Genomic DNA, 430 nt, shown 5'->3' on the forward strand with positions numbered 1-430 from the left:
GCATGTTGATGGGTACCGATTCGGGTTGCACCGGCAGGTTGGCCAGTGTGACCATGAGGTCGGCCCGATCTTGTTCCGATTCGCCCATGCCCATAATACCGCCACAGCAGGTCTTCATACCGACGGCGCGCACATTAGCCAGCGTGTCGAGCCGGTCCTGGTAGGTGCGGGTGGTGATGATCTCGCCGTAGAAATTTTCCGACGTGTCGAGATTGTGATTGTAATAATCGAGTCCGGCTTCTTTCAGTTCGCGCGCTTGTTGCTCGCTCAGCATGCCGAGCGTAGCGCAGGTCTCCATGCCGAGCGCACGCACGCCCGATACCATTTGTTTCAGCGGTTCCATGTCGCGCTCTTTGGGTGAACGCCATGCCGCGCCCATGCAGAAACGGGTCGCGCCATTGGCCCTGGCTTCGCGTGCGTTCGCCAGCAC

The 430-nt window shown here is 59.8% G+C and carries 1 protein-coding gene; it reads right to left on the minus strand.

What is annotated here, in order from left to right; genetic code table 11:
- A partial coding sequence (locus tag I6F37_RS40940) for a radical SAM protein (RefSeq protein WP_225154511.1) occupies positions 1–430 on the minus strand: 430 nt, incomplete at both ends.

The sequence above is a fragment of the Bradyrhizobium sp. NBAIM08 genome (genome assembly GCF_020193935.1).
Classification (GTDB): Bacteria; Pseudomonadota; Alphaproteobacteria; order Rhizobiales; family Xanthobacteraceae; genus Bradyrhizobium; species Bradyrhizobium yuanmingense.